18 protein-coding genes, 1 tRNA gene and 1 pseudogene are annotated in these 23,598 nt (G+C 36.8%); 11 read left to right on the plus strand and 9 right to left on the minus strand.

All coding sequences use genetic code 11. The annotated features are described in order from the left end of the window. Positions 1–23 precede the first annotated feature (23 nt). Genes O4O04_RS12400 through O4O04_RS12420 form a run of 5 tightly spaced genes read left to right on the plus strand, consistent with a single transcriptional unit; the run spans position 24 to position 3,350 of the window. The gene (locus O4O04_RS12400) at positions 24–440 is read left to right on the plus strand and encodes a hypothetical protein (RefSeq protein ID WP_272532044.1); all 417 of its coding nucleotides are present in this window, start codon (positions 24–26) and stop codon (positions 438–440) included. Next, a complete protein-coding gene (locus O4O04_RS12405; RefSeq protein ID WP_272532046.1) occupies positions 440–1,105 on the plus strand; it encodes an ATP-binding cassette domain-containing protein in 666 nt (221 codons plus the stop codon). The genes O4O04_RS12400 and O4O04_RS12405 overlap by 1 nt, the downstream gene beginning before the upstream one ends. A gap of 14 nt (positions 1,106–1,119) precedes the next feature. Further along, complete coding sequence (locus tag O4O04_RS12410) at positions 1,120–2,025, plus strand: ROK family protein (protein ID WP_272532048.1); 906 nt, start codon at positions 1,120–1,122, stop codon at positions 2,023–2,025. After that, positions 2,018–2,362, plus strand: coding sequence for a histidine triad nucleotide-binding protein (locus O4O04_RS12415; RefSeq protein ID WP_272532050.1), 345 nt, complete (start codon positions 2,018–2,020; stop codon positions 2,360–2,362). The genes O4O04_RS12410 and O4O04_RS12415 overlap by 8 nt, the downstream gene beginning before the upstream one ends. Positions 2,363–2,366: 4 nt before the next feature. Further along, positions 2,367–3,350: a lysylphosphatidylglycerol synthase transmembrane domain-containing protein gene (locus O4O04_RS12420; protein ID WP_272532052.1), complete on the plus strand. Its 984-nt coding sequence runs from the start codon at positions 2,367–2,369 to the stop codon at positions 3,348–3,350. A gap of 32 nt (positions 3,351–3,382) precedes the next feature. Here the strand turns inward: O4O04_RS12420 and O4O04_RS12425 are convergent. After that, positions 3,383–3,456 (minus strand) — tRNA-Asp (locus O4O04_RS12425). Positions 3,457–3,568: 112 nt separating this feature from the next. Here O4O04_RS12425 and O4O04_RS12430 point away from each other — a divergent pair. Beyond that, a complete protein-coding gene (locus O4O04_RS12430; RefSeq protein ID WP_272532054.1) occupies positions 3,569–4,240 on the plus strand; it encodes a CDP-alcohol phosphatidyltransferase family protein in 672 nt (223 codons plus the stop codon). Positions 4,241–4,288: 48 nt separating this feature from the next. Here the strand turns inward: O4O04_RS12430 and O4O04_RS12435 are convergent, their stop codons facing one another. Both O4O04_RS12435 and mgtE read right to left on the minus strand, forming a co-directional pair. Beyond that, positions 4,289–4,915 (minus strand): hypothetical protein, encoded by a 627-nt coding sequence (locus O4O04_RS12435; RefSeq protein WP_272532055.1) that lies wholly within the window; start codon positions 4,913–4,915, stop codon positions 4,289–4,291. 8 nt (positions 4,916–4,923) lie between these two features. Further along, entirely contained in the window at positions 4,924–6,324 is a 1,401-nt protein-coding gene (mgtE, locus tag O4O04_RS12440; RefSeq protein WP_272532057.1) for a magnesium transporter, read from the minus strand. Positions 6,325–6,431: 107 nt separating this feature from the next. Here mgtE and O4O04_RS12445 point away from each other — a divergent pair, with 107 nt between their 5' ends. Next, on the plus strand, positions 6,432–7,409 hold the full coding sequence (locus O4O04_RS12445; RefSeq protein WP_272532058.1) for a cation diffusion facilitator family transporter: 978 nt from the start codon (positions 6,432–6,434) through the stop codon (positions 7,407–7,409). Positions 7,410–7,424: 15 nt separating this feature from the next. On the opposite strand, the gene O4O04_RS12450 is transcribed toward O4O04_RS12445, so the two are convergent. Beyond that, entirely contained in the window at positions 7,425–8,372 is a 948-nt protein-coding gene (locus O4O04_RS12450; RefSeq protein ID WP_272532060.1) for an acyl-CoA dehydrogenase family protein, read from the minus strand. Next, positions 8,373–11,222, minus strand: coding sequence for an excinuclease ABC subunit UvrA (gene uvrA, locus O4O04_RS12455; protein ID WP_272536092.1), 2,850 nt, complete (start codon positions 11,220–11,222; stop codon positions 8,373–8,375). A gap of 86 nt (positions 11,223–11,308) precedes the next feature. On the opposite strand from uvrA, the gene O4O04_RS12460 reads away from it, so the two are divergent. Next, positions 11,309–13,111 carry a S49 family peptidase gene (locus tag O4O04_RS12460; RefSeq protein WP_272532062.1) on the plus strand — a complete coding sequence of 601 codons (1,803 nt, stop codon included), beginning with the start codon at positions 11,309–11,311 and terminating at the stop codon, positions 13,109–13,111. Positions 13,112–13,113: 2 nt separating this feature from the next. Here the strand turns inward: O4O04_RS12460 and O4O04_RS12465 are convergent, their stop codons facing one another. After that, on the minus strand, positions 13,114–15,282 hold the full coding sequence (locus O4O04_RS12465; RefSeq protein ID WP_272532063.1) for a CHASE2 domain-containing protein: 2,169 nt from the start codon (positions 15,280–15,282) through the stop codon (positions 13,114–13,116). After that, on the minus strand, positions 15,279–16,541 hold the full coding sequence (locus O4O04_RS12470) for a M48 family metalloprotease (protein WP_272532064.1): 1,263 nt from the start codon (positions 16,539–16,541) through the stop codon (positions 15,279–15,281). Before O4O04_RS12470 ends, O4O04_RS12465 begins: the two co-directional genes overlap by 4 nt. A 160-nt stretch (positions 16,542–16,701) precedes the next feature. Here O4O04_RS12470 and O4O04_RS12475 point away from each other — a divergent pair, with 160 nt between their 5' ends. Together O4O04_RS12475 and O4O04_RS12480 are read left to right on the plus strand one after the other, a co-directional pair. After that, the gene (locus tag O4O04_RS12475) at positions 16,702–18,237 is read left to right on the plus strand and encodes a hypothetical protein (RefSeq protein ID WP_272532066.1); all 1,536 of its coding nucleotides are present in this window, start codon (positions 16,702–16,704) and stop codon (positions 18,235–18,237) included. Between the two features lie 4 nt (positions 18,238–18,241). Then, a complete protein-coding gene (locus tag O4O04_RS12480; RefSeq protein WP_272532068.1) occupies positions 18,242–19,780 on the plus strand; it encodes an OmpP1/FadL family transporter in 1,539 nt (512 codons plus the stop codon). Here O4O04_RS12480 and O4O04_RS12485 read toward each other — a convergent pair. Beyond that, positions 19,777–20,790, minus strand: a complete 1,014-nt coding sequence (locus O4O04_RS12485) for an L-threonylcarbamoyladenylate synthase (protein ID WP_336297507.1) — start codon at positions 20,788–20,790, stop codon at positions 19,777–19,779. The two genes, O4O04_RS12480 and O4O04_RS12485, sit on opposite strands and share 4 nt — an antisense overlap. Before the next feature lie 367 nt (positions 20,791–21,157). After that, positions 21,158–22,630: pseudogene (locus O4O04_RS12490) on the minus strand (glycosyl hydrolase family 18 protein); the annotation flags it as partial. Between the two features lie 245 nt (positions 22,631–22,875). On the opposite strand from O4O04_RS12490, the gene O4O04_RS12495 reads away from it, so the two are divergent. Further along, the gene (locus tag O4O04_RS12495; RefSeq protein WP_272532069.1) at positions 22,876–23,568 is read left to right on the plus strand and encodes a queuosine precursor transporter; all 693 of its coding nucleotides are present in this window, start codon (positions 22,876–22,878) and stop codon (positions 23,566–23,568) included. Positions 23,569–23,598: the final 30 nt, after the last annotated feature.

Consider the following 23,598-nt stretch of genomic DNA (forward strand, 5'->3'; position numbering starts at 1 on the left):
TTTTTCTTATCCTCGCACTACGTTTGCAAATTAACGTTTCAGGTGATATTACTTTCTCTATTATCGAAGGTTTGAAGAATTCTCCTGACCTCCTTTTTTACCTTGCCGTATTTTCCTTGGCATTTCTTGTCTTAGGAACAATTTTTCCAAGAACAGGAGACCTCGGAATTATGATGGCAGTCGGAGGCAATCCATGGATCTGTGTCCAACTCCATCTAATATTGATATTTCTTCAAACCGGATTTTCCTTTATTTTGGCGAACGGCATCATCTTTTTTTTGATTCCCGATCCTGGAAGTTCAAGATTTTTACTCGACTTCGTAAAAATTGAGATCATTGCATTATTAACATATTTTCTTGTCGTATGCCTGATTGGAATTCCAAGCGTACTACTTGCAACACTCAAAGATCCGTATTCAAGCATCAGGAGACTCAAATAATGATGCTAAAAGTGAACAACATATCCAAAAATTATGGAAATAGTGCCGCAGTTAAGTCGATCTCGTTTGACGTGAACTCAGGAGACTATGTTGCAATTATTGGTCCAAGCGGATCGGGCAAGACAACCCTTCTTTCTCTTTTGACTGGACTCATCTCTCCAAGCGAAGGTGAGATCCTATACAATGACAAAAAGCTATCCTCCTTTTCCAAAAGCTCACTTGCAAAATTGAGAGCTTGGGATTTGGGAATGATTTTCCAATTCAGCGAACTGGTTCCAAGTCTTACCGTTGAAGAAAATATTTTATTGCCTGCAATCTTTACTCGGAAGTTCTCCGATGCCGAATACAGAACCAAATGTGAATTCTTACTAGATAGATTAGAAATGCGTGATATTCGCAATGATCTTCCTCGAGAGTTATCAGGCGGTCAGATGCAAAAAGCCGCCATCGCAAGATCTCTAATCAATGATCCATCCATGCTAGTCGCTGACGAACCATCAGGAGACTTGGATCCAGACAATAGCAATTTAGTTCAATTGCTACTCATGGAATACAATCGCATGGGTCTTACCATCCTTCTTGTTACCCATGATATGAATCTCGCCTTTGATGCTAAAACAATTTACGAAATGAAGAATGGTAGTTTTTCACAGATTATAAAATAATCTATAGGAGTAGAATGTCTTATATTTTAGGTATAGATATTGGTGCAGGTTCCATCAAAGCTGGTCTCATCGATCGTAATGGGAAGATCCATAAAGAATCAACTGCAAGAACCGATGCATCCATGAACAATGATCATTTTGCGCATGCAATAAGCCTTGCCATAGATTCGTTGTTAGATAAGAATTCTATTTATGGAATAGGAGTTGGTTCTCCTGGACCCATAGATTCTAAGAAAGGAATCATTCACTCATCTGCCAATCTTCCGAAACTGAATCAATTCGAAGTGTTGCAATATATAACTAACAAAATCAATGTTCCAGCCTATCTCAATAACGATGCAAATTGTGCGGCACTCGGTGAATGCTATTTTGGCAAAGCAAAAGGCTCCAAGAATCTATTTGTATTCACACTCGGAACGGGACTTGGTGGTGGCTGGGTATATGAAGGAAAATTGTTCAATGGCTTTGATGGGAATGGAATGGAAGTCGGCCATACAACCATCATCAAAGACGGGGCAGTTTGCGGTTGTGGTAACCTTGGATGTGCTGAAAGCTATTTCAGTGCAAAAGGATTATTAGGTCGATATAAGGATGAGACCGGAACAACTTTGAACGCTGTGTCCGAACTTTTTGTACTAGTTGAATCAGGTAATGCAGCAGCTCGAAAAATTTTGGATTTAGGCTGTGACGTATTGGCGGATGCTGCAAGAAATATTGTAAACTTATTGAATGTCGATAGTATTTCTTTTGTTGGAGGACTTACTCAATCTTGGCATCTCTATGGAGAACGGTTGAGCAAAAGAATCCACTCATCTGTTTTTCCTATACTTTCGAATCGGTTGAATATTTATTATGGAGAGAATCAAGCGATTCTCGGAGCTGGAAGTTTAGTAATGGAAGGAGAGAAGTTAAATGGATAATTGCATATTCTGTAAGATAATCAATAAAGAAATCCCAGCAAAAATCGAATATGAGGATGATGAAATATTAGGTTTTTATGATATAAGCCCTCAAGCACCAGTTCATTTGGTTTTCATTCCAAAAAAACATATCGAATCAATTGCAACGGCAACAGAAGAAGATTTTCAGATTATAGGAAGACTTCTTTTTCAAATAGCCAATACAGCCAAAAAATTAGGTCTAGATCAGTCAGGATATCGAATTGTAAATAATATGGGTAAGGATGGAGGACAAACTGTTTTCCACCTCCATTTCCATCTATTGGGCAAAAGAAGCCTTCTTTGGCCGCCAGGTTAATTTTATGAATAAAAAGTTTTTTCTCAGCCTACTGATTTCAGCGATTGCGATCGGCGCTTTATTGTATCAGTTCGATATAAATGAATTTGCGAAGCTTCGTGATAAATGGAATCCATACTTTCTGATTCCAATGGTTGCAAGCAATATGTTTGGGATCATCTTATTTTCCTTGCGATGGTATTTTCTGCTAGATCGTAAGATTTCTTTTTTTTCCAGTGCTCTTATAGCGACCATTGGCTTGGGTGGGAATATGATTTTGCCCGCTCGTGGAGGTGATATACTTCGCATCTACTATACTAAAAAGGCATCCGAAATTAAGTATCCTACGATTCTCTCCCAACTATTCCTAGAAAAAGTCATAGACCTAACAATTGTTTTGTTTATAGGTGCATTGAGTTTTATGCTATTAGGTTTGGGTAACGAAAATGCGAATCCAAAAGCAATGATGGTATCGGCACTTGCAGTATTTGGAATGATACTAGGTTTGATTATGATTCGTTTTGCCAATGAACGCATTGCAAAAATTGGATTATTCTTTTTTAATTTAGTTCAGAAACCAGAATTGTTTAATGAGAAAATCAAACCCCATCTGTCCGAACTCAAAGATTTTTTAACTTGGAAAAAGTTAACAATACCACTTCTCATAACTGTGCCAACTTGGATTTTAGCTTATGCAGTAACCTATTGCATTCAATCTTACCTAATTGGAATCCCTCTAAGTTTTACTCAGAGTATGTTTATGGTTTTTTGCGGAGCTATGGGAGTTGCTATCCCTTCTGCACCTTCCGGACTTGGAGTATTTCATGCATCCATAGTTTCTGGATTCGTTCTAATTGGACTTGGTAGTACTGATGGATTTCTGTATGCAACCGCAGTACATATGTTACAGTTTCTTGTTCTTAGCCTGTTTGGTTTGATAGCTTATATTATCTGGATGAACAGAAAGGAAAGCATATTGAAAGATGAACTATTTGATTCATTGCAATAGAAGATCTTTCAGTATGAGCGGGGAATGAATCTCGGAGTTGACGGGGCTCGAACCCGCGACATTCTGCGTGACAGGCAGATACTCTAACCAACTGAGCTACAACTCCTAATTCATTTGCTACGATATTTTGGAGCCTTCATTTGTCAAAGAAATTTAGAAATTTTTACCTAGATGCTTGCAAATACCGAGCAATTTATTCAGCTTGTAATTGAATTCGTATGATTGTACAAGAAAAGACCGCCAAAGAGTTACTAGAAGAAAAAATATTTACCATTTCAAATTTTTTATCCTTTTGTAGAGTTCTATTTGTTCCACCCTTCATTATCTATTCTCTCGAATATGCAGAGAAGCCAAGCTTGGAAACTTTTTTCTATCCAGCCTTGATCTGTGTCCTGACAATAATCACAGATTATCTCGATGGTAAAATGGCAAGATTGTTAAAACAAGAAACAATCTTAGGTCGATACTTAGATCCAGTCTGCGACAAGATTGCGACTCTATGTGGCTTGGGCGTTGTTGTTACACTATTTGATTTCCCAATCTGGATACTTGTTCTGTATGCTATACGAGAAATCTTAGGAGTTGTCTTCGGTGGTTATCTCTATTTCAAAAGAGGACTGCAAGGCAAGCCAAATTGGTGGGGTAAAATTGGAGTGGGAATAGTTGGTTTTGCTGTTCTATGGTACATGTCGATTCCCTTAATCAAAACTTTTCCAAATCTTCCCGTTCTTTTCCCCCAACCACAATGGACCGGTTATATTTTGGTTGTTGTTTTAATTTTTGGAGTTATTGGATACGCAAACCGCTATTGGCAGATTGTTTTTCACCCCGAAAAGCAAGTAATCGATCCAACTGACACAAAGCAAAAGAAAAAATACGAAGTCATTTAAGAGAATATTCAAAAATTGCAATATAGCAATGATTCTAAGATATAAGTTTTACTTTTTCTTTTTTAAATACCTTTCTAAAATTTCTTCTCTGGTTAGAGTTTTCTTAAGTTGAATCATATAGAAAATTTTCATTCTAGTGATCTGCGGCTTATCATCTTTGTATTCATGAAGAAAATTCCATCTTGTCACATCACTCTGAATAAGTTTTGCAATCTCATTGATTCGGGGAACTCGACGATCGAAATTGATAACTTCAATTCCACCTGTGAATCCATTCAAAGTTACAAGTAGAATCCCTTCATCTGTCAAATTCACAGTATTGAAATTGTGGACTTCTTCTTTTGCTAGGCTGTCGCCACCAAGGTCAGGTTTGCGTCGTATGAATTTTGATCCTCGGATCTGGCGAACTTCATACATATCGCTTGTCAGAATGACTCGGAAGTATTCCAAGGAATCCGTTGAAGGATTCTGAAAATATGTATGCTCCTTCTTATGATTGACTACTACATTTCCATGTTCATCAATGATCTCTTCTCCAGAAACTGGCGGAGGTAGAATATCTGTTTCGGGAATGCTTGCCTGTATTTCTGCTGAATCTTTGGATTCATCTACTGATTTACAATTGGCATGAAACTGAATTAGGATAAAAGCAAGGATCAATATTTTCAAATTCATAATCAATATTACAATAAATATTTCATAAAATAGTTCGCAAGCCCTAAAAAGAAGAAAAATCCACATACATCTGTAAAAGTTGTCACAAATATTGAGGACGCAATCGCTGGATCAATGCGAAATATTTTCAAAATTAAAGGAATTGAGGAACCAACCAAGCCTGCAAGGGACATGTTCACCATCATAGCAGAGGCAATCACAAGAGATAGAGCAAGATTTTGCTTGAAGAAGAAAACAAGAATGCCTGCAAGACATCCCAAAAAGATTCCATTCAAAATTCCAATGGAAGTTTCTTTTCGTACGGCTTCCCACCAAGTTCCAATTGTCAACTCACCTGTTGCAAGATTTCGCACAACAACTGTTATAGACTGTGTTCCAGCATTGCCTCCCATTCCTGCAACTATGGGCATAAGAGTTGCCAACACAACAACTTGTTGAATTGTATCTTCAAATATTGAGACGATTGATGCTGCAAGAGTAGCCGTTGCCAAGTTCACAATCAGCCATACAATTCGCTTACGCAAAGATTCTAATACAGGAGTGGTGAGCTTCTCGTCTTCAGATAGACCACCCATTCTATAGATATCTTCTGATGCTTCATCTTGTAAGATGTCTAAGACGTCATCTACAGTAATCCGACCGATAACTCTTTCTTCGTCATCAACGACTGCAATTGACACTAAGTCATATTTACGAAAGGTAAAAGCTACATCTTCTTGATCTGTATTGAAGTGTACAGAAAATACGGTCGAATCCATAATTTTATGGATCTTATCAGTGGGACTGGAAAGCAATAGATCCTTCAGTCGAAGAAAGCCAACCAATTTTCCAGACTTTTCTGTAACATAAACTAAATATATATCATCAACTTCTTTGGCTACTTTACGTACTTTGGCAATTGCTTTCTGAACAGTATCATTCATAGATACTGAGGCAAAATCACTACTCATGATTCTACCGGCAGTGTTCTCATTGAATTCTAACTGAGTACGAATCTGGTGGGAATCTTCCTTATCTAAATTCTTGAGAACCTCTTCAACTTTCTCTCGTCGAACATCCCCCAAGATAAAAGTGATATCATCGGATTCTAAATTTTCAAAAATGGGTGAGATTTCTTTCGGTTGTAGTTTTTCTAAAAACTTAGATTGAAATTCTTCATCTAACTCAACTAAAATCTCACTCTGCTTGATCGGATCAAATAATCGAAAAACATAAAAAGCTTCTTCATCTTCAAGTTCTTGAATGCATTCTGCAATATCAGCATAGTGAGCATTGTCAAATGCATCCAGAATTTCATTGTCTTTTCCCGTCTTTATAAACTCAGAAAGCCTATCTAACCAGATTTCGAATGCTTCAGACTCAAGTGGAGGAATTTTATTGGTTGGTTCGGGGCTGATTGACGGTTCCATTATTTTTTCCTCGGGTATATTTATTATTATGATCGGATTCTAAAGGGCATTCCAATATTTTTATCCTTGCGAACCTGGCTTTTTCAAAAATTCTTGACTATAAGCACATGCTCCCTGAAGAAAACTTAGATCATTACCATTTTTTGACTGAAAAGGAAGCTAAACGATCTAAAAAATCACTACTTATCTCACTCGGTATCTCATTTTTCATATTCATTGTAGAATTGTATGGAGCCTATCAAAGTAACTCGATTGCTCTTCTAACGGATGCATTCCATATCGTAACCGATATGCTTGCTCACGTAATCAGTTTGATTGCAGTTAGCTTTTCTCTTAGAAATAGAACAATACGATTTAGTTTTGGATTTCTTCGATTTGAAATTCTTGCAGCCTTTTTGAATGCAATTCTCTTAATTCTTTTGTGCGGATTCCTTCTCTACGAAAGTATAGAAAGATTTATCGATCCACATGAAATTCACGCAGACTCGATGTTAGCATTTAGCTTGATTGGTCTCTTCTTGAACTCAATATCCGCATTAATACTTTTTACTGTTTCCAAAACCAGTATAAATCTAAAATCTGCCTACTTCCACGTACTTGGTGATTTGCTCGGAACGGTTGCTGTGGTAATCGGAGCCATCATCATTCGGTTTACAAATCTTGCCTGGATTGATTCAGTATTTAGCTTACTGATTATTCTAATAATCGGTAGAGCTACCTATAGCCTTCTCAAAGAATCCCTTTATTCTCTATTGGAAGCTTCACCTAATCCTCATAAACTGACTCATATACTTTCAGATATCAAATCCATTCCCAAAGTACAGAAAATTCTTTCCTATCACCATTGGAATCTAACCTCTGGTGTAGAATGTGTAAATCTAAGATTGCTCATAAAAGACAAGAAGTTATGGGAGTCCGTTACTACAGAAACGCATAAGTTACTAAAAGAAGAATATGGGATAACTCATGTGAATGTAGAACTTGCGTCTAAAGAATCCAGTGATGTCTTAGATACGATTGTCGTAAATCATGACAATCGACATTCAAAAGATGGACATGGTCACCACCACGGACATTCACATTAGCCTTTGAAGTTGAGCTTAAGAACCGGACAACATTTGAAATAACTTGAGATCTGGGAATTTTTCCATGATAACCGGACTTGCAATCAATTGGTTGATAAGTTCTTTACCAATAGACATATCACTTACAGTTAGCGTCTCCATTCCAAGATTTCCAACTGCTGCTATCTTCGTTCTCATAACTTCATCCAATTCATTGAAACAAGAAATCAATTTTTCCTTTTCTGACACTACATTACTTGATACAAAAATATCTTGATCAGATAATATACGCTCACAAAAACCTAATAAAATTGAATGCAATGAGAATATTTCTAGTGTTCTAAGAATTTTTGCATGATTCCTATAATTGAAATCCAATTCGCAACTAGGATCTATTTCTATATTATTCAATTCTAATTCAGCATGGGTTGCTTCCTTGGCAAAATTCATATCATAGGGTAAAATTTTGAATCCTACAATATCAAAATCCAAAAGAAATGCGCAAAAATTTCGATTCTCATCATCTCGTAGAACAACAATAAATTTATCTGCCGACCTTGCCGTCGTCGCATAGCCCTTCTTTCCTGACAGAATAACTTTGTTTCCATTTCTTTTCACAGTAGATTGAATATTTTTTAATCTACCCATCCAACCCTTCTCTGATACAGCGAAAGAATAAATCGTTCTACCAGATACAAGGTCATTCAACTCATTCGTTCTATTCGAAAATTTCAATATATTTCCGCATAGATTTGCCATAGCCATTGCAGAGACTGCAATTCCGAGCCCAGCCGAATCCAATGCCATATACCTTAAAACTCGATGAAATTGTTCGATATTTTCCTGATTCCAATCAAGCAAATGATCAAAAAATCCAAGCTTATTAAAAGTTGGAAAAAAAACTTTGAATCGCTCCCATACATCATACTCTTTTGATTTTTTGAGATCTGAATCAATTATTTCTTTCCATTTGGTCGCGATCATTCATTCACTCTTTTTACTGCTGGACTTCTTTTCAAAATCTAGAATCGGTTTGAGATATTGTCCGGTAAATGAATTTTTCACTTTGGCGACTTCTTCAGGTGTTCCAGTTGCAATAACTTCACCACCGCCATCACCACCCTCAGGTCCAATATCGATAATATAATCTGCAGATTTTATAACATCTAAGTTATGTTCGATGATGACCATTGAATTCCCTTTATCAACCAATGCTTGGAGCACATTCATTAACTTTTGGATATCGTCAAAATGAAGACCTGTAGTTGGTTCATCAAGAATATAGAGAGTTTTGCCAGTTGGGCGCTTGGAAAGTTCTGTGGATAACTTAATACGTTGCGCTTCACCGCCCGAAAATGTTGTTGCGGGTTGTCCGAGTTTGATGTAACCCAAACCAACATCCATTAAAGTTTCCAATTTGCGTCTTGCTTGGGGAATGTTCTCGAAAAAGATTACCGCATCTTCAACAGTCATATCCAAAATGTCGCTTATATTTTTGTGTTTGAATCGAACTTCCAATGTTTCTCGATTGTATCTTTTTCCTTTGCATACATCACAAGTGACGAAAACATCGGGAAGAAAATGCATTTCAATTTTTAAAATTCCATCTCCTTGGCATTTCTCACAACGTCCACCTGCGACATTGAAGCTAAACCGCCCCGGTCCATAACCTCGCAACTTTGCATCTTCAAGATTTGCAAACATTTCTCGAATCGGAGTAAATAACCCAGTGTAAGTTGCTGGATTAGATCTTGGAGTTCTACCAATTGGAGACTGATCGATATTGATCACTTTATCTAAATTCTCAATTCCTAGAATCTTTTTATGAGCTCCAGCAATTGTCCTAGATTTGGTTATATCATGAGCAAGTTTATTGTATAGAATTTCATTGACTAATGTTGATTTGCCAGATCCAGAGACACCCGTCACCACAACCATCACACCTAACGGAAATTCTACGTCAATATTCTTGAGATTATTCTGACTTGCACCAATTACTTTTAGAGACTTTCCTTCCGGAATCCTTCTCTTATCTGGTCTCGAAATAAATTTCTCTCCGGTAAGATATTTACCCGTAGTAGATTTAGGATTCTTTTTAATTTCTTCAGGAGTTCCTTTTGCAACAATTTGTCCGCCATGAACGCCTGCTCCAGGTCCCATGTCGATAATATAGTCAGCCTCCTCCATTGTTTCTTTATCATGCTCGACGACTAAAACAGTATTGCCTAAGTTTTTTAAATCCTTTAAGGTTGTGATGAGTTTTGTATTGTCCCTTTGATGTAAGCCTATGGATGGCTCGTCTAACACATACATAACACCCATAAGTCTTGATCCAATCTGAGATGCGAGACGAATCCTCTGCATCTCGCCTCCAGAAAGAGTGCCCGCGCTTCGTGCTAGATTGAGGTAACCTACACCCACGTCCTTAAGAAATGTCAATCTCTGGACAATTTCTTTTAGAATGGGTTCCGATATAACAATATTTGCACCTTTGAATTTTAGATTATTCGAAAAGTCTAATGATTTCTCAACGGACATACTTGTATAGCCGTCTATGCCTAGTCCTGCAATCCGAACAGCCAATGCACCTGGACTCAACCTTTTGCCTTTGCAGTCCGGACAGATATGATTGGTCATATAAGTCTCGTAGTATTGGCGCATAGAATCTGATTTCGTTTCGCGATAGCGTCTAGTTAAATTGGGAATTACACCTTCATAATTTCGCGAAAATTCAAAATGGGAATTTTCTTTTCGAAAATCATAGTCAATCTGAATTGATTGATCTCCGTATAGAATAGTTTCCTTTACTTTGGTTGATAATTTATTCCACGGTGTAGTCGGATTGAATTTTAACTTTTTGGATAAAGCTTCAATTGTTGCCATAAACCAATAGCTATTGGACTTAGCGCCACCCCATGCTTCAATTGCGCCTTCGACTAAGCTTATTTTCTCATCAACCACGAGAAGATTCTCATCAAATTCCAGAAGCGATCCCAAACCATCACAGGACTTACAGGCTCCATGTGGTGAATTGAAAGAGAAAAGTCTTGGAGAAAGTTCTGGAAGAGTTACATCGGGACAATTGGGACAAGAAAGTTTCTGAGAATAGACATGATCTTTTTTATCATCATGAATGATCACAACTCCTTCAGATTGCTTCAGGGCAGTCTCGACAGAATCAGAAAGCCTAGATTCCAATCCATCCTTGACAACAATTCGATCAACAACGATATCAATATCAGACTTGAAAGTTTTTTTTAAGATGATTTCTTCATCAAGACTTTTTATCTCACCATTGATTCGAACTCGATGAAATCCGTTCTTTCGTGCTTGATCTAGTATATCCTTGTGCTCGCCTTTCTTTTGTTTGATGATTGGCGCTATAACTTGCAGCTTTGTTCCGGTTGGAAATAATTTAATTCTATCTAGGATTTGATCAACAGAAAGTGTACTAATTTCTGTTCCACATTTAGGACAATGAGGCACTCCAACTCGAGCATAGAGTAGTCTTAGATAATCATAAATTTCTGTTACTGTACCAACGGTTGATCTAGGATTTCTATGTGTAGTTTTCTGTTCAATGGAAATTGCAGGACTCAATCCTTCGATTAGATCGACATCTGGTTTTTCCATTTGTCCCAAGAACTGACGCGCATAAGAAGAAAGACTTTCGACATATCGCCTCTGGCCTTCCGCATAAATTGTATCAAAAGCAAGAGAAGATTTACCTGATCCAGATAGTCCAGTGATAACAACAAGTTGATCCCGAGGAATATCAACATCGATGTTCTTGAGGTTGTGCTCGCGAGCACCACGGATTTTTAATTTACCAATCAATGATTTGCCCCTAAGAGTCAGAGTGATTTTCCACTGGCTTTATGGAAACCATTTTCATACCCTTACAATAGAGGTAAGTTATCTTGAGAATTTTTTTTGCAATTTTATTTCTTCCTATTCGAATCTTAATTTTTATAATTCGAGTCGCCTTTCTTAGTTTGGCAAAAGGCAATCATGTCATCATCGAAATTCCTTCCAGATTCAATGACTCGGAAAAGAGTTTTTTACTAAGAAGACTACAACCAGAAGATGAGAATCCATTTTTTATTGAATTTATTGCAAACTTACAAGCAATTACCCAAGATTCCAGAGTCAAGTATCTCTCCATCATAGTACCAAATATTCAATTCGGATTCGCAGAAATTCATTCTATAAAATATGAAATTGAAAAGATGCAAGAAAAAGGTATCGAAGTGATTGGTTATGGGCAAGAAGGAGATTTAAAATCTTTATATTTACTCGCGATATGCAACAAACGGTACACATCTGATACCGCTGAATTTCATTCCCAACTCCCATCAGCAGATGCAATGTTTTTTGGCGAACTAATCCAGAAGCTCAAATTACGAGTGGATGTTTTTCAATCGGGTCCTTATAAATCTTTTGGAGAGATGTTTACACGCAAAAATTTCTCCAAGGAAGCAAGGGGCAACCTTGAAGCAGTACTAACAGATTTAAAAAAAGCTATTTTGGGCGGATTCAAATCAGAGACCAATGTTGATGAAAAGATTCTTCAGATGCCGATTCTTACTGGATCTTTTTTGCGAGAAATAAATTTCTTTTCCGATTTTGTTGAGTTAGTTGATTTTAAGAAATTTTTTACTAGAATTGATGCAAAACTTATGAATTCGAATGAATTGGATTCAATTGAGAACAATCAAGAAAATATTTCCAAAAAGAAAATCAAATCCAAAAATAAACAAATTTCTAAAATATCGAAACCTTTAACTCTATCGAATATAGAAAATAAAAATAGAATCAAAAATTTTAAAATATTTGGGAACAGATTGACTACAGTTGCGATTCTTCCTCTCAAAGGTGAGATCTCAAGTGGAAAGCAAGAGGAATTGGAATCCAAATCTGGAACCATTGAAGCCTATCCGATTCTTCATGCAATAGAAAGTCTCAAAGATAATCCTCAGATATCTGCAGTTCTACTGGAGATTGATTCTCCCGGAGGTTCCGCATTTGATTCAGAAAAAATTTACAAAGCATTAGTCGATCTTGGGAAGACGAAACCCGTGTATGCTCACCTCGGAAATACTTGCGCATCGGGAGGATACTATCTTGCCTGTGCTGCAAAAAAAATCTACTCTCCATCTATTGCAATTCTAGGAAGCATAGGAACAATCATGATGAGATTTGATTTAGAAGGATTCTATAAAAAGATTGGAATCTCTAAAGATCGAATTGGTTTCTATCCCAACCGAGAAATTTTCTCCGATACAGGTAAACTATCAAAGACATCAGAGTTGTTTCTAAAAAAAGAAATAGCCAGAGTTGAAAACCTATTTCTAAAAAGAGTAAATGATGCGCGCAAGGTTTCAGATACAGTTCTAAAGCAGATGAGTGGTGGACGAATTTTTGCTCCTAGTGTTTTTCTACAAAATCAAATGATTGATGGAATTCAATCCATACAAGAAACACTAGACATTGTAAAAGCAGATCTAAACAAAAAGACAATCCAAATTGAATATATGGCTCCGAAATACAATTTAAAATCGGCTATTAGAGAATCGATTCCATTTGTTCAAATGATTCATAAACTTACTAAAGGTATGCAAAACCCCATTGCTAATTTATTTACGCTGCAATCAACTAGTGATAAGAATATTCGAATATTAAATAAAAATATATTAGCAGAATCTATCAGAGATTTATTTTAATTTTATTTAAAATCCCGAGTAAACACTCCATCCCATTTCATTGGTGGTGGAGATTCATTATAGAGCTTGCAACGCTCAATCAATAATTCTGCGGCAATATCCTTTTTGCCTTTTTCATGAATGCATTGCTCAAAGTAGCTAATAGCTTTCTGCCAGTTGCGACTACTGTATTCTTCGAATCCTTTCCCGTAAGAATCAATCCATTTCAATTCTTCATTGGATAGATCCCCTTTTTTGGCGATCAAACTATAAATGGATACAGGTTTTTCTTTGCCCTTGACTCGAATTCTGTCCAATTGAAGAAAATGGAAATCTTCCGAAGTCTTTTCATAGACATATTCAGATACAAGAATTGGAACTCCGTAATCTTTGGCTGCTGCTTCAAGCCTTGCCGCCAAGTTCACCATATCTCCCATCATCGTATAGGAAGCTAGACTCTCAGTACCCATGAATCCTACTTTTGCATGACCAGTATTGAGTCCAATTCGAAATTTCATATTCTGAGCGTTCTTACTGTAACTATTGTTAGCCACCCATTTTTCCCGCAATTTTTCTAATTTAACGAGCATAGCAAGTGCTGTTAAACAAGCATCTTTCGAATGGCTATCTATACGAATAGGTGCACCAAAGATTCCAACGATAGCATCTCCGATATATTTATCTAGAGTGCCCGAATGATTTTTCAATTCCTCTGTCATCGCTGATAGATATTCATTCAGTAGACTTGCAAGCTCAGTTGCAGTTAATTCTTCACTGATCTGCGAGAAACTTGCTACGTCCGAGAAAAAAGCCGTAATCTCCCACTCTCCCCCTTTCTTTAAAGCATCTATATCAAGCAACGCAAGAGATACAACGGATGGATCAACAAGATTTCTGAGAACCGAATTGAATTTGCGTCTCTCGCGTCCTTCCTTGAAAGTCACATAAGAATATCCTAATATAAAAGAAATCGGAAGACTGACAGCAAAGGGAGACAAAGGCAACAGATAATCATTTATATAAGCGACGTAGGATGAACTTCCAATCAAGACCATAAGTCCGATTGGAATAAGTATCCTTAACCAATGATTGTCAGTATGAAATAAAAAATACGTAATAATTACCATGAAAAGTAAACAAAAGAAAATTCCCCATTCTAGAGAAGTTTCCTTGAAGACATGGTTTTCTATTAAATTGGAAACGAAAGCAGCTTGAACGACAACGCCTGGATATAAGCCAAATGGAGTAACAACATCATCATGGGTTGCTGGAGCTGTTGTTCCTAATAATACTATTTTATTTTCAAATGCAGATAGTGGAACAAGCAATTGACTTTCATCTTCCAACAGCCCATCTTGAATCCGTGAAAAGGATTCCAGTACTTGGCTTGCTGAATATCTAGGAATATTCTTTAATACATCTGAAGAATAGAAATAAGATCGAATAAATCCATTTTTGTTAATCTTTATCGGCTCGGATTCAATTTCTTGATTTTTCAATATGATCTGATTCTCATCGATCGAAAAATCGATAGGCTGATTTGCATAATATCCAACAACAGCTAGAGATGGAAAATAAAAATCACCCCAACCAAGAAAAGGCGCAAACCTTCTAAGAACGCCATCTGTATCCGGTATCACGTTGACCACATGAAGATGTTTAGAAGTTGAACCAATTTCGCCGTTTGGAAAAGAGGCACGACCAAATTGAGGGAATTTATGATTGAACTCTAAATTTATTTTATAATTTTCCCACTTACTTTGGTTACCCGATACTTTATTTTCGAATACTTCATCTCGTAGCGACACTGCATTCGAAATATTTGGAAAACTTTCATTGGCAATGACCAAAGATTCATCTTCTTGTGATCTTTCAGTAAAAAGTATATCTACGATAATAAATTTTGCCCCAGCCATATTCAAATAGCTGTACATTGCCGGATAAATCGATCGTTTCCAAGGCCAACGACCAATATCTGGATGGTCGGCATAATACGATAAACTGTGTTCATCGATATCCAATATTACAACATCTTTCGAAAATTCGTGATGATTCGGATATGCAGTCATTAAGAAATCTGATATTTTTCTATTCCAGATTTCCAATATTCCAAAATTATAAAATATCCATAGAATGATACTTGGGATAAATAGACTTAACGAATAAGAAATAGACTTTGCTGGAAGTCTCATAGATTATTTTTCAATTTATTGAAATTTGTGTTATCAAGTCTTGACACGTCATATCCTAATAAACTAATGAATGCCTTCTCTAACTTCTTCGTTCTCTGAAAGGCACTCGGATGGGTTTTCGATAAAATTGCAGATTGATTCTGTTCAGCTATCCTTTTCAAATAATCAGGAAAACTTCTAGTCTGATAACCCAATTGAGATGCTAGATAAATTGCAGACTCGTCTGCGTCCCATTCAGTTCGCTCATCCCTACCTCTTTCAAAGAATTCATTTTCCAATTCGGATAGTGCCTCAGATGTAGCATTGGTAACAACTTCGCCTCCCGAGGAGGCAAGTAATGAAGACAGCACTTCAAGAAATAAATTATTATCTTGAAATTTGCCATGATGATTCAAGACGATATGTGATATTTCATGAGCTAGCACATTCGCAAGTTCTGATTCAGACTCCATGACCCGTATCGATCCCTTGGTAAGAAATACAAAACCTCCAGGGCATGCAAAAGCGTTAATCTCATCTGTATCCAAAATTCCAAAACGAAAGCTTAGATCAGTTCGTGACGATACACTAGACAACTCATGTCCGATTTCATTTATATATTTTGTATTCTCTTCACTTCGCACTAGACCGTATTTACTAATCAATTTTGCGGCAAGGCTTCTTCCCATCTTGACTTCCAACTTCGTTGTCGCAGGAATTTCGTCTTGGAAAAAGCTAAGAAATTTGTTACTATTTTCAGAATCAGAATTCACTTCTATATCAGAGTTTTTATCTGTAGGTGAATCCAATCTTCCTATTTTTTCTAACCAACGCAGACTATCAAAATCATAATCGTTAGATGCTCCGCGAATTCTTAATTTTTCGGTTTCAGAAAGCCCACGAGCAGCAGCTGTTTTGGTAAAATCAGATGCTCTCTGTCTTGCTTGCAAGCTCTCACTCGGTGCATTGCTTGCACCCAATTTCATCTGCTTTCCCGGTGGAAATGTGGATAAAAATAATTTAGAAATCCATCCTGTTTTATCAGAATGTCGAACTTGAACAAATAATCCTGATTCACCAAGAGAACGAACACTTGCTCCCATTTCAATCGGTGAACTAGCAGCATCCATTTTAGGATTAGCCAGTAGCTTTGCCTTAGGACTCTGTACATAGTAAACCGTATCGGCATAGATAAAATTGCCAATCGAAGTACATATTATATATCCAATCAAAAAAGACCAGAATGATAAATAATTTATTTTACGAAAAAAGCTAATCATATCCGTTCTGCAAGGAATTACATACCCAAAAAAGAATACAATTTATTTCTAATTTGTTTCAAATAATTCACATGTTTATTTTTATCATTCCGTCAATTTATTTTTGCACTTTAACCATTCATCTTGACAAGAAACTTCGCTTAGTAATTTTTTGTGGAATATGTTGTCCCGATTCTTAATAATTTTTTGCCTAATTTTATTGTCCTTTGCGTGCAAGGCAGAAAAGGATTCTAGCAATGATCCAGCTCAGCTTTTATTGAGATTTCTAGTTCGGAATGTAACAAAATCAGTTATAGATCCTGAGTTACCAAGCAATGTTTCGGTCGCTGTCCCAAGATCGATTCGTAAAACATCTGATGGATCAGGCTTTGCTGTACGAAATAATTTGGCGCCAAAAGACTTTAACTCATTGAGATCAGAGGGAGGAACTGGAGTTGGAATATTACAGGATGCAACGACCGTAATATCGGCGATCTTGCAAGATTCTAAGAGAGATCTAATTCTTATTTCTTCCGTCTATGGTCGAGCAAAAGCTGCTCCTGGATCTTGTATTCCTGGTGGTGCAACAAATATTACAATATCTGATGAAGTCATTGCAGAAATTATCGAAGGCCTTAAGAGAATTGGACTTTCCGATACAGAAGCAAGTGCTGACCTTGTTCGATTGCAAAACTTGGGTGTCGCACCTAGGGTTGGACAGTCTGTCCCCTCACCCGCAATTGTTTACAAACCTTCATCAGATAAAGCCTACGATCATGAAGTATACTTTAGCTTTAGTGACACAATTTCTGCACCTAAAACTTGTCCAACGAATATAAATGAAAAAAATGCATTTGAGAAAAATTTAAAATGGAAGAATGATAAGTCTCAAGTATTTAGTTCTGTTCAGAAAACTCTTCGATTCTTGACAGTAACTGTAAATATCGATGCGTCCATAACTTATTTTACCGAAGCAGGCAAAAAAGACCGAACAATCTTAGTAACCAAACAAACGACAAAATTTAGTCCTACAAGTTCCAATGAAGTATCGAAACGTCTCACTGTAGAAGAATGCTTGGCCGATACAGAAGAAAATTCTGACAACTGTATATCTTTAAGTTACAAGGCTCGTGATCGCAGATCTGCATCTCTTACTATACAAACTGATGTTATTGGCAAAACAGGAAACAATGGTGGATTGGTGAATACCAAAATATCACCAGGATTGACTGCTGCTGGACCAAAAATTGAGATCGATGAATATTTCAACGCTGATGGAGTAGTCGATTGGATTGAATACTACGAAGATGATGGTAGCGGTCTAGAATTAGTCAATGGCTTTGGAACTTTAGATGGAGTTGAATACTCTTTCGATAAGGACAATTTGTTCGAGGAATTTGTAGAACTCATAGTAGATTTCGGATGTGTTGGCAGTTGTATTGCAGAGAGTGCACCAGAGGACTATTCTGCAGAAGATTACTTTGTTTTAGCATTTGATGGTGAAGATCCCAATGAAGACGAAGAATTTATATGGGGATACGGCTACTATTTCGACGATAACACGAGTGGTGACTACGACGATATCAATGAGATCTATATAGAATATTGGGGTGAAGAAGAAGACGTTCCTTCTGTTCGCGTCTGGCGATGGTTATATGACGAAGTAGAAGAAAAAGATTACTATATTCTTCTCGATGATACAGTCTCTGTTTTTTAATTTTATGTCAAAAATTTATAATACTTCTAAATCCAATGAGGATCAATCATTGTTTCAAGCAACTTATAATTACTTTAGAAATTCCTTTCATCAAAATATAAGATTTTCCTTATTGATTGTGATCGTGCTTTTTTCAAATATTGCGGTATTTGCATCAGAACCTTTTAATAATATAAACGGCTTTTATGGTGAAAGATCTGCTGGACTATCTGGAGCCTTTACAGCAATATCGGACGATCCGTCCGGTGCATACTACAATCCAGCTGGACTTGCTTTCGCTTATCAAGATGGATTTTCTATCTCGGCTAGTAATTTCAAAACAGCGGATCGGAAATATCTTAACATTGATACTCCAGGGCAAGTCTACACCCAATCGCACCAAGGTTTCGATCCGAACTTTGTTGGGATTCTCAAAAGTTTCGACTCATGGAAATTTGGCTTCTCTATTGTAAACACATACAACTTAAACTATGATAGAACTGACCAAGTAAATTTCCCATTGATTTCACCAACGATCAATCAGACGAGAAACACAGTAAAAGAAAATTCGTCCCAGCTTCTTGTGGGACCAAGTGCTAGCTATTTAATTACGGATAAATTGGCATTTGGTTTTACCCTTTATTATATGCAGGATGTGAGAAAGACGTCCAAGACTCAATTTCAGCAATTTGCCAACAATTCTTATGTTATGCGATCATTCATTGATAACAAACAAGTTTCGGGCTTACTTCCAATTCTCGGACTCCAATACCAAGCTACCGACAAACTTTCTTTAGGAGCAAGTCTAAGGAGAATTTTGGTAACTGGCGGCAATAGATTGTACAATGAAGTCTATACAGATTCCCTTCGAGGAACCGGTCCAAACGCTGTGGATTTTATTGAAGGAACACAGAATATTTTTTCTTCTGTTGAAGCTGGTGTAATTTCTTCTAAACCAAAGCTCATAGGGTCCATTCCCGAGACTACAGAATTGAGATTGGGAGCAGCATTTTTTCCAAGTTCAAAACTTCTAGCATCTTTTGATATAATCTATACCACTGGATTCAAAACGTTCAGAGATCAGAATGAATTCCAGGTATCGGGCTCAAGAATCAATTATATTGTCAACGATAGAGAAATTAGAGAGCTAACTCGCGTCAAAACAATAAACTTTGCATTTGGAACCGAATATTATTTAGCCGATACCTTTGCCGTTTCTTGTGGTTTCTTCACTAACGATTCGAATACAAAACCAATTTCCTGGACGGATTCTGCAATTGATTTAGGTCTGCAAGCATACAATTCCAATCAACTAAGAGCGACTCAAGGAAATGCTAGCCTAACCTACCAGATTCCCCGTAGTGGAACCAATCCCAGAAATGAATATTCGAACAATAGAGGAATTAGCCTTGGAATGTCTTGGGTTACAGCAAAGTCCTCGATATCACTTACGTATATTCGAGAATTCGGAAAAGGCAATTCTCGCATAGATCCCAATTCTTTATCTCAATCGTTTGAATACAGTGCTCAGACTTTGTATGTGATGGTAAGCTCTAGAAATTAAACACCCGAAGATGCTTTATTCAATCGATTGTTGATTGTCTCATTTAGATCACCGGGCATTGGTCTTTCGCAAAAAATCAAATCAATGCCTTGATTATCGCAATCAATCAGAAATTCATATAGAAAGTAAGCGTATTCTGTATTCTGATGTACAACTCGATCAAATTGCGTCGGTTTCGAAATTCGAAAACCAATTTTTGCAACCTTGAAGTGATTTTGGCTGATTGGCAATTCATCTTTATTCTTAGATTTATTAGAATTAATTTCTTTCTCGATTAATTCTTGGAAATCAAAACCTTCAAAAGAATCCACCAAAATCATTTTAGCATTGGGTGAATAATGACGGTATTTTATACCTGGGCTAATCTGAGAATTACTGATTTTTCTAGAAATTTTATCACCTAATACATCTTCAATGACTGTTGCATCAATACTTCCTGGACGAAGAAGTACAATATCTCCAGAAGAAAGATTAATTACGGTAGACTCAAGTCCTAAAGTGGGCGCTGCTGCTTGTAGAATGCAATCTACCTTTCCACTGAATTCACGGATTACATCTTCTTCCCTTGTAAAAGACGGCTTTCCTGAAGGATTTGCGGAAGGTGCAGATATCGGACCTGACTTATTGAGTAATTCCAAAATGCTTGGATGACTAGGAATTCGAACTGCGAGAGTTTCTAAACCATTGCTAAAGATTCGTTCATCTTTTTTCTTTAGGATGATGGTGATTGCACCAGGAGAAAGTTCTTGAAATAGTTTGCGAGCCCGATCGTTCATATGGCAAGCTTTCTCAATTGATTCTATCGAAGGAAAATGCACTATGAGTGGATTATCACTCGGTCTATTTTTTATTTCGTAAATTTTTTTACAGCTTTCAAAATTGTAACTAGAAGCACCAATTCCATAGACTGTTTCTGTTGGAAAAACAACAATGCCCCCACTTAGGATTGTGGAGGCTGCAATTTCTGTGGAATCGGTTAGAATTGTATCTATGCTATTCGTAGATAATATCCTCTTTTAGAGGTTTATAATCTTTTTTAATATTCGGAGTTGGTGTTGGTAGAGTATTTGGATCGGTTGTTGGATTTTTTTCTAACTTTGGATCATTTAACAATCGATTGACTCTATTTTCCGCATCCTTTGACGGAGCAACAATCTGTGGTTCCAAATTTTCCTCGCTCACCAGTTTCTTTGTGATTGTAGTTTCAACGATATTTTTGTTTGGAACTTCATCTACTATTTCCGCTAAAGGTTTGGTTGTGCTTTTAGTTTCTTTGGCAACAACAGGTGAATGAGTTGGATAGGATTGAACTGTTTTAGTTTTTTCCGTTTTGCTAGTATTTACTACAGGAAGTTTTGCTTCTTGTTTTTTTACTGCTGCCGTTGAAACATCTTTCTTCAAACCTCGAGCAGGTAAATCTTCAATCGATTTTTCCGGTGCAATCTTCTCATTGTCATACAAATCATGAGCAACTTCAATCTTTGGTAGCTTATTCGTTACAAGCAGTTCTAGATATTGATTGATTTCTGGATCGTTATCCGATATCAACTGCCAAAATGAGAATCCAGCGACTTCGTATTTGCGAAGCAAATTCATTTTCTCTTCAAAAGCTTTTCTATTCATGTAAAAGGCTACTCGATCACAACCACCAGAAGAATACCAAAGAGTTGGATCTTCATAGATTTTATTGTCATGAACCCAAGAAAATTTATTTAGGTTTGTCCATGAACCAGATTTGTTACTTTTTTCAAGAATACTATTGATGTTAGTTGGTTGATGAATAGTCGGATTCAATTCTTTGATTCTTCGAACATCAGAATAATACACAGATTTGGCAGGAGCCTTGCAATTCAATGCCCAGTCATATCCATAGGTAGGAATCGCCATATAGAGTTTTTCTTTAGGAACTCTTTTCTTCGCATAACGAATAATTTCTTTTAACCAAGTATTTGGTGCTTGGGGGCCTGGACCGGGATTGTGGTATTTTCTCGGGTGCAATTCATACGCCATAATCTTGAGGCGATCTACATGCTTAGCAAGAAATTCATAATCATGTGTCATTGGACCGCGCCAATTTTCTTTGAAATCAACTACAATATCGTTCTTAAGTCCTTTGCATTTGGTAAGCTTGCCTTTAGGATTGGGAGTCTTAGGATGAACAGCAACAGACAATAATTTATTTCTCTTCTTCAATTCCTTGGAAAGAAGAACTACAAATTCCTCAAATTTCTCTTTTTTATCGCAACTCATTCCTTCGTAATCGATATCGATTCCGTCGTAATCATAGGTCATCACTTCATCTACGATGATTTGGATATGTTTGTCACGAATGTCAGAGCGACCGTTCATTCCAATATTTTCAGAGATTTTTTCCTTAGGATTCTCCCAACGAAATATTGTTGGAATGATCTTTACATGAGGATTCAAAGCACGCAATTCAGCAATTCTTTCTCGTTTGGAAGTAGAACTCCAGGAATTTGCAAGCTCTCCTGTATTCGTCAATCCACCTTTCATTGAATAGATAAAAGGATGAATCTCGTCATAAAGAAGCACATATTTTTTCATTGCTTCGTAGTCCGAAAACCAGGTAGAAGAACGAATGGGCTTGTTGTCTACATCTGCTCGGGTAAGAATTCCTGAGTTGGATTTCGTTTCTTCCTTCTTATCACTGGAAAAAATTTCTTCCAAAACATTTTTGAATACAAAACTTTCTCTTTCTTCTTTAGTAAAACTGTCGTTGCCTTCAGTACTATCGTTATCAGCTTGGAATGCACGAATAACGCCTTCACCCATAGAAGCTTGATTGAGATTTGTGTTTGGTTTTTCTTCATCCCAATCAATCAAACCCATTCCAAGGTAGAAAGATAGAAGACATAAGAATAACCAAGAGGAAAATATAAAATAGTATTTCCAAGAGATTGAGTTTTTTTGGGTTTTGAATTTACCCTCGATAGGATTTTTTTCCGACATAAACCGTGCCTAATTTGTATTCTAATATAATATCGAAGCTTTGTTGATTAAATTCCAGTAATAAAACTTATTTATCTTCGTTTTTCTACTTTGCCAAAGTAACCCCAAGAAGAAAGTAAAAAATCATGACGTTGACCAAACCCTTCAAACTCTTCCTAATTTTAAATAGTATATTTTTAACATTTCTTTTGATGGCAGAAGTAATCGGTGCAAAACTATTTACCTTCGCAGGATTCACAATGACACTTGGTGTTATACCATTTCCCGTAACTTTTATCATCACGGATTTACTCAATGAATACTATGGCAGACGTGGAGTAAGGCTTACAACACTACTTGGAATGGCGATGGTTGTTCTTGCTTACTTTCTAATATTGATTGGAATTGTTATTCCCGCGATGCCAGACTCGCCAGTAACAGATGAAGCATTCGAACAAGTATTTTTTAACTCAAGTCTTGTGATCATCGGATCAATCACAGCTTACTTGATTGGTCAGTTGATAGATATACAAATCTTTCATTATATCCGAATGAAGACAAAAGGCAAACATGTATGGCTTCGTGCAACAGGATCGACAATTATTTCGCAATTAATAGACTCATTTGTCGTAATATTTATTGCCTTCGGTAAATATCTTCCTTATGAAAAATTGGTAGATATTGCATCAACCAATTTTGTCTACAAATTGGGTATCGCCGTTTTGATCACGCCATTGATATACCTAGCTCACAATCGAATTGATTGGTATCTAGGAGAAGATGCAAACCACCTCAAACGAGAAGCAATGCTTTCGAAAAAAGCTGATTCATCCAAATGAAAATAGATGAAGATAACGAATTCCCACTCC

It is taken from the genome of Leptospira sp. GIMC2001 (assembly GCF_028462125.1).
Taxonomy (GTDB): domain Bacteria; phylum Spirochaetota; class Leptospiria; order Leptospirales; family Leptospiraceae.